A 5636-nucleotide genomic window follows, 5' to 3' on the forward strand; every position below is an offset into this window, starting at 1 on the left:
GGCGGGCACGCCCGCGGCGGTGAGGACGGCGGCCGGCCGCCCGTAGAGGAAGCCCTGGGCGCTGTCGCAGCCGAGGTCGCGCAGCGCCCGGTGCTGCTGCGCCGTCTCCACCCCCTCGGCGGTCACGGTGCGGCCCAGGGCGTGGGCGAAGGTCGTCACCGCCCCCACCGTGCGCCGGCCGTCGGTGGCGGCGGCGCTGCCCGCCTCGGCGGCGAGGGGTTCGATGACGCTGCGGTCCAGCTTCACGGTGTCCACCGGCAGCCGCTGCAACCACGTCAGCGACGAGTAGCCGGTGCCGAAGTCGTCCAGCGCGATGCCGAAACCGCGGGCCCGCACCGCCGGCAGCACGCGCTCGCTGGTGCGGACGTCACCGAGGACCACCTGCTCGGTGACCTCGAACTCCACCCGGGGCGGTTCGATGCCGCTGACCTCCAGCGCCGCCTCGATGTCGTCGAGCAGCCCGGGGTGGGCCAGCTGCCGGCGGGACAGGTTGATCGTGACCCGCGGCGGGGGGCCCTGCTCGCCCCGCCAGCCGGCGGCGCCCGTCATCGCCGCGGTGAGCACCCAGGCCCCCACGTCGACCATGAGGCCGCTCTCCTCCGCCATCGGCAGGAACTGCCCGGCCGGCAGCACCCCCCGCTCGGGGTGCACCCAGCGCAGCAGCGCCTCCGCGCCGCTCGTGCGGCCGGTGACGACGTCGACCTGCGGCTGGTAGTGCACCTGCAGCTCGCCACCGCCGAGGGCGCGGCGCAGCGCGGCCCCGAGGTCGAGGCGCTCGGCGGCGCGCCGGTGCATGCCGTCGTCGAACACCTCCACGCGGTCGCGGCCGCTGCGCTTGGCCTCGTACAGCGCGGCGTCGGCGTCGGCGAGGACGTCCGCCGCGGCCCGCGGCCAGGTCCCGGCGGCGGCGCCGAGGGTGGCGGTGAGCACCACCTCGCGCGGGCCGAGGCGGTACTCCCCGCGCACCGCGGCGCGGATCCGGCCGGCCAGGGCCGACAGCTCCTCCGAGCCCGCCTGCGGGGTCAGGCCGACGGCGAGCACGACGAACTCGTCGCCGCCGATGCGCGCGACGACGTCGGAGGGGCGCACGCTGCCGCGCAGCCGGGCGGCCACGGCCCGCAGCAGCTCGTCACCGACTGGGTGGCCGAGGCCGTCGTTGACGGCCTTGAAGTGGTCCAGGTCGCAGAACACGACGCCCAGGCCGGTGCCGTCGCGCTCGGTGCAGGCCAGCGCCCGCTCCAGCTCCTCGTCGAAGAGGCGCCGGTTCGGCAGGCCGGTGAGGGGGTCGTGCAGCGCCTCCTGGCGCAGCCGCTCGGCGAGGGCGCGCTCCTCGGTGACGTCGCGCCAGTTGACGACGATCCCGGCGACGGCGGGGTCGGCGAGGTGGTTGGTGGCCCGGACGGCGACGTCCACCCAGCGGCCGTCGGCGTGGCGCAGCGGCAGCTCCAGCTCGACGGCGGCACCGGGCGGCCCCGCGGTCAGCGCGTCGAGGGCGGCCGCCGCGGCCGCGACGGCGTCGGGGCGGGCGGAGGCGAGGAGGTCCTCCCCGAGCACGGAGCGGCCCAGCACCCGCTCGACGGCGGGCGTGACGTAGGTGACGGTGCGGTCGGCGCCCACGACGGAGACGACGTCGCTGGCGTGCTCGACGAGCGCGGCCAGCCGGCGTTCGCTGCGACGGCTGGCCTCGGCCAGCTCGTGCTCGGCCGTGGCGTCGCGCCAGTGCACGACGAGCACGTCGCCGGCGGCGCGCAGCTCCATCCAGGTCCACGTCCCCGTCCACGCGGAGGGGTCGGTGGCGGCGAGGGTCGGCAGGCGCACCGTCCGGGCACCGCCGTCCTCCACGGCCCGGCGCAGGTGGGCGAACACCCCCTCGCGCACCTGGGGGAGCAGCTCCAGCATCCGCCGCCCGACGAGCGGGCCCATCCCCACCAGCGCCTGCGCGGCGTCGTTGGCCAGCACGTACTCCAGGTCGACGACGTCGCCGGCGCCGTCGCGCACGGCGCGGCACGCCACCCACGGCTCGCCGTCGGCCCACACGGCCTCGACCACCGCGGCGACGACGGCCCCCCGAAGATCGTCCCCCACGCCGGTGACCGTACCGGCGCCCAGGGGCGGCGGCCAGCGCGCGGACCGCGCACCGGCCGCCGCCCCCGGGGACGACGGGACGGGGTCAGCTGCCGACGCGACCGCCGTCGGTGCGGTAGACGACCGCGACGCTGGGCCGCGGGAAGGGCCGGAACGGGGCCCGGTCCGGCCACGTGCTCGACGGGGTGTCGCGCGTGGAGCCGGTCGTCTCACCGGGGTGCTGCACCGAGACGAACACCGAGCGGGCGTCGCGGCTGATGAGGGGCCCGCTGCACTCCGCGCCGAGCGGCACGGTGAGGAACGCCTTGACGTGCCCGCGCTCCGGGCCGGCGGTCGGCACCGCGAACAGCCCGTCGTTCGTCCCGGCGAACGTGCCCGCCAGCCGGTTGCGGGTGGACAGCACGTTGCCGTCGGTGGAGATCCACAGGTTGCCCGCGGGGTCGAACTCGAGGTTGTCCGGGCAGGAGAGCGCGCTGACCTGGGACTTGTCGTAGCCGGCGAAGTAGGTGCCGGGGTCCTCCGGGTCGCCGGCGAGCAGGAAGATCCGCCAGTAGAAGTCGGTGCCCGCCGCGCCGTTCGTCTCCTGCCACTCCACGACGTGGCCGTTGCGGTTGCCGGCGCGCTCCTCGTAGGTGCCCTCCTCCAGGTCGAAACCCCAGGAGCGGGTGCGGGGGTTCGCCTCGTCGGGGCCCTCGGTCCGGTTGGAGTTGTTCGTCAGGGCGGCGTAGACGCGCCCGTTCACCGGGTTGACCTGGATGTCCTCGGGGCGGTCCATGCGGGTGGGCACCATCTCCGGCGCCACCACCACGGGGGCGGCGGGGTCGTAGAAGTTCCCCCGCTCGTCGAGGCGCTTGCCGAGGCGGTCCGCCGCCAGGCGGGTGAAGGTGAGGACCCAGGCCACCGACTTGCCGGGGATCATCGACCGGCCGTCGAGGACGAGCGGGATCCACTGGCCCGTGCCGTCGAAACCGCCGTCGACGGGCACCTCGCCGCTGCCGTCGATCTGCTCGGCCGGGGAGTCGCCGGTGAACCGCGCCACGTAGAGGTCGCCGTCCTCCAGCAGGGTCAGGTTGTGCGCGCGGGAGGCCGGGTCGTCGCCGGGGGCGTAGCGCTTGTGCGAGACGAACTTGTAGATGTAGTCGAAGCGCTCGTCGTCGCCGGAGTAGGCCACCACGCGCCCGTCCTCGGCGATCTGGATGTTGGCGCCCTCGTGCTTGAAGCGGCCCATCGCGGTGCGCTTCTTCGGCTTGGCGGTGGGGTCGTACGGGTCGAGCTCGACGACGTACCCGAAGCGGTTGACCTCGTTGGGCTCCTTGGCGAGGTCGAAGCGCGGGTCGACGTCCTCCCAGTGCCGGACCGCGCGGTCCTCGGCGGAGACGCCGTAGCGCGCGAGCCGCGGCTCGGCGCGGTGCTCCACGATCGGCGCGCTGGTGCCGAAGTACTGGTTGAAGTTCTCCTCGCCGTGCAGGGTCGTCCCCCACGGGGTCATGCCGCCGGCGCAGTTGTTCAGGGTGCCCAGGACGGTGCGGCCCTCGGGGTCGGCGGAGGTCCGCACGTACTCCGACCCGGCCACCGGGCCGGTGAGCTCCATCGGGGTGTCCGCGGTGATCCGGCGGTTGTACCCGCTGGGGGTGCCCTGCCGCCAGCGGCCCGAACCGGGCTCGCGCTCGACCTCCACGACGGAGATGCCGTGCGCCATCATCGCGATCCGCTTCTGCTCCGGGGTCGTGGGCGCGTCCTCGCTCGCCACGCCGGAGAACATGAGCTGCTCGTTGGTGTACTCGTGGTTGACGACGAGCAGCGCGCGCAGCTCGCCCTCCCCCAGCGGCAGCAGGCCGATGTAGTCGCAGTTGTAGCCGAACTGCTTGGCCTGCGCCTCGGGCGTCTGGCGGTCGACGTCGAAGACGGGCGCCCCCTCCTCGACCGGGTCGCCCCAGCGCATGACCACGGAGTACTGGTAGCCGTGGGCCGTGACGAGCTCGTCGTCCAGGTTCTGCTCCACCGGCCAGAACGTCAGGTCGGAGCCGGGCAGCGCCGCCCACGGGGTGTCGGCCCCCGCGGCGTCCAGGGCGGCCTTGGTGGCGCGCTCGCCGTCGGCGGCCGCGGCCGAGGAGGCGGCCGAGACGACGAGGGCGCTGACGCCGCCGACCTTCAGGACGCTGCGGCGGCTGACCGCCGCGCGGACGACGTCGGCGAAGGTGGGGTTGTCCGTCCGGTTGGGCACGGCGGCGTCGCAGGCGTTGCCGCACTTGTAGAAGCACGTGGTGTGGCTGCGGCTGCCGTGCCGGACGGCGTTCAGCAGGGGCAGCGACCGGCGCGGTGTGCGGTTCGTCTCGGTCATGGTCATCTCCGTCCAGAGCCGGGGGTCGGCGCCGACGCTAGGTGCGGAGGTGACGCGCGACGTGCAGAGCACGTGACCGGCGGGGGAACGCGAGGCGTACGTCTGGGGTGGCGGCCGGCCGCGGGGGAACCCCTCAGCCCGCGCGGCCGGCCCGCACGACGTTGCGCGGCGCCTCGCCCGCGGCCAGGCGCCCGAACTGCTCGCGCAGCAGCCGCAGCGCCCGGGGGCGGAACGCCGAGGAGTTGCCGCCCACGTGCGGGCTGACGAGCACCCCGGGCGCCGTCCACAGCGGGTGGCCGGCGGGCAGCGGCTCGGGGTCGGTGACGTCGAGGGCCGCCCGCAGCCGGCCGCTGCGCAGCTCGGCGAGCAGCGCGGTGGTGTCCACGACCGGGCCGCGGGCGACGTTGACGAGCAGCGCGCCGTCGGGCATCGCGGCCAGGAACGCGGCGTCGACGAGACCGCGGGTGCGCTCGGTCAGCGGGCAGGCCAGCACGACGAGGTCGTGGTGGGCCAGCAGCCCGTGCACCTCCTCCACCGCGTGCACCCGCACGCCGTCCTCCACCCGCGCGCGGGTGCCGACGGCGGTGACGTCCACCTCGAAGGCGGCCAGCCGGGCGGCGGTGGCCCGCCCCACCCCGCCCCAGCCGAGGACGAGGGCGCGGCCGTCGGCCAGCGCCCGTCGCGTCCCGGGCCGCCACGCGCCCTCGGCCTGCGCCCGCACGTCCTCGTCGAGGCCGCGGCGGGCGGCCAGCGCCAGGGCCACGGCCAGCTCCGCGGTGGAGGTGTCGTGGACGCCCGCCGCGTTGCACAGCGTCACGGCGGGCGCGAGCCGCTCCGGCACCCCGTCGTAACCGTTGCTCAGCGACTGCACCAGCCGCACGCCCGGCACCCCGCGCAGGGCGTCCAGCAGCTCCGGCGGGCTCATGTACGGCGGCACGACGACCTCCGGCGCCGGCTGCGGGACCGGGGAGCGCAGGTCCCACACGAGCGCGTGCACACCGGCCGGCAGCGGGTCCAGGTCCTGCACCCAGGACGCGTCGGGCAGGCTGACGACGAGGGGGGCGGCCACGGCGGCACCGTAGCGGGCCGCGCCGGATCCCGCGCCGTGCGCGGAGCCCGCGGCGGTCGCAGGATGGGGACATGCGGTCCGCGCACCGACCCGCGCCCGGCGTCCCCGCACCGGGCCCGCACGGCCGCGCGCGGCGGGCCC

General features: G+C 76.2%; 3 protein-coding genes. All 3 read right to left on the reverse strand.

Going from position 1 to position 5636, the window contains the following annotated elements; all coding sequences use genetic code 11:
* Positions 1 to 2085, reverse strand: a 2085-nt coding sequence (locus ABEB16_RS02280) for a putative bifunctional diguanylate cyclase/phosphodiesterase (RefSeq protein WP_345710655.1), incomplete at its 3' end; no start/stop codon positions are given.
* 85 nt (positions 2086 to 2170) lie between these two features.
* Positions 2171 to 4426 carry a PhoX family protein gene (locus tag ABEB16_RS02285; RefSeq protein WP_345710656.1) on the reverse strand — a complete coding sequence of 752 codons (2256 nt, stop codon included), beginning with the start codon at positions 4424 to 4426 and terminating at the stop codon, positions 2171 to 2173.
* A gap of 133 nt (positions 4427 to 4559) precedes the next feature.
* Positions 4560 to 5495: a 2-hydroxyacid dehydrogenase gene (locus ABEB16_RS02290; protein ID WP_345710657.1), complete on the reverse strand. Its 936-nt coding sequence runs from the start codon at positions 5493 to 5495 to the stop codon at positions 4560 to 4562.
* Between the last annotated feature and the right edge of the window lie 141 nt (positions 5496 to 5636).

The sequence above is a fragment of the Kineococcus glutinatus genome (assembly GCF_039542765.1).
Classification (GTDB): Bacteria; Actinomycetota; Actinomycetes; order Actinomycetales; family Kineococcaceae; genus Kineococcus_A; species Kineococcus_A glutinatus.

Excerpts from the sequence above, each read along its gene's own strand:
- ABEB16_RS02285 (WP_345710656.1), bottom strand. The coding sequence starts at position 4,426 with ATGACCGAGACGAACCGCACACCGCGCCGGTCGCTGCCCCTGCTGAAC.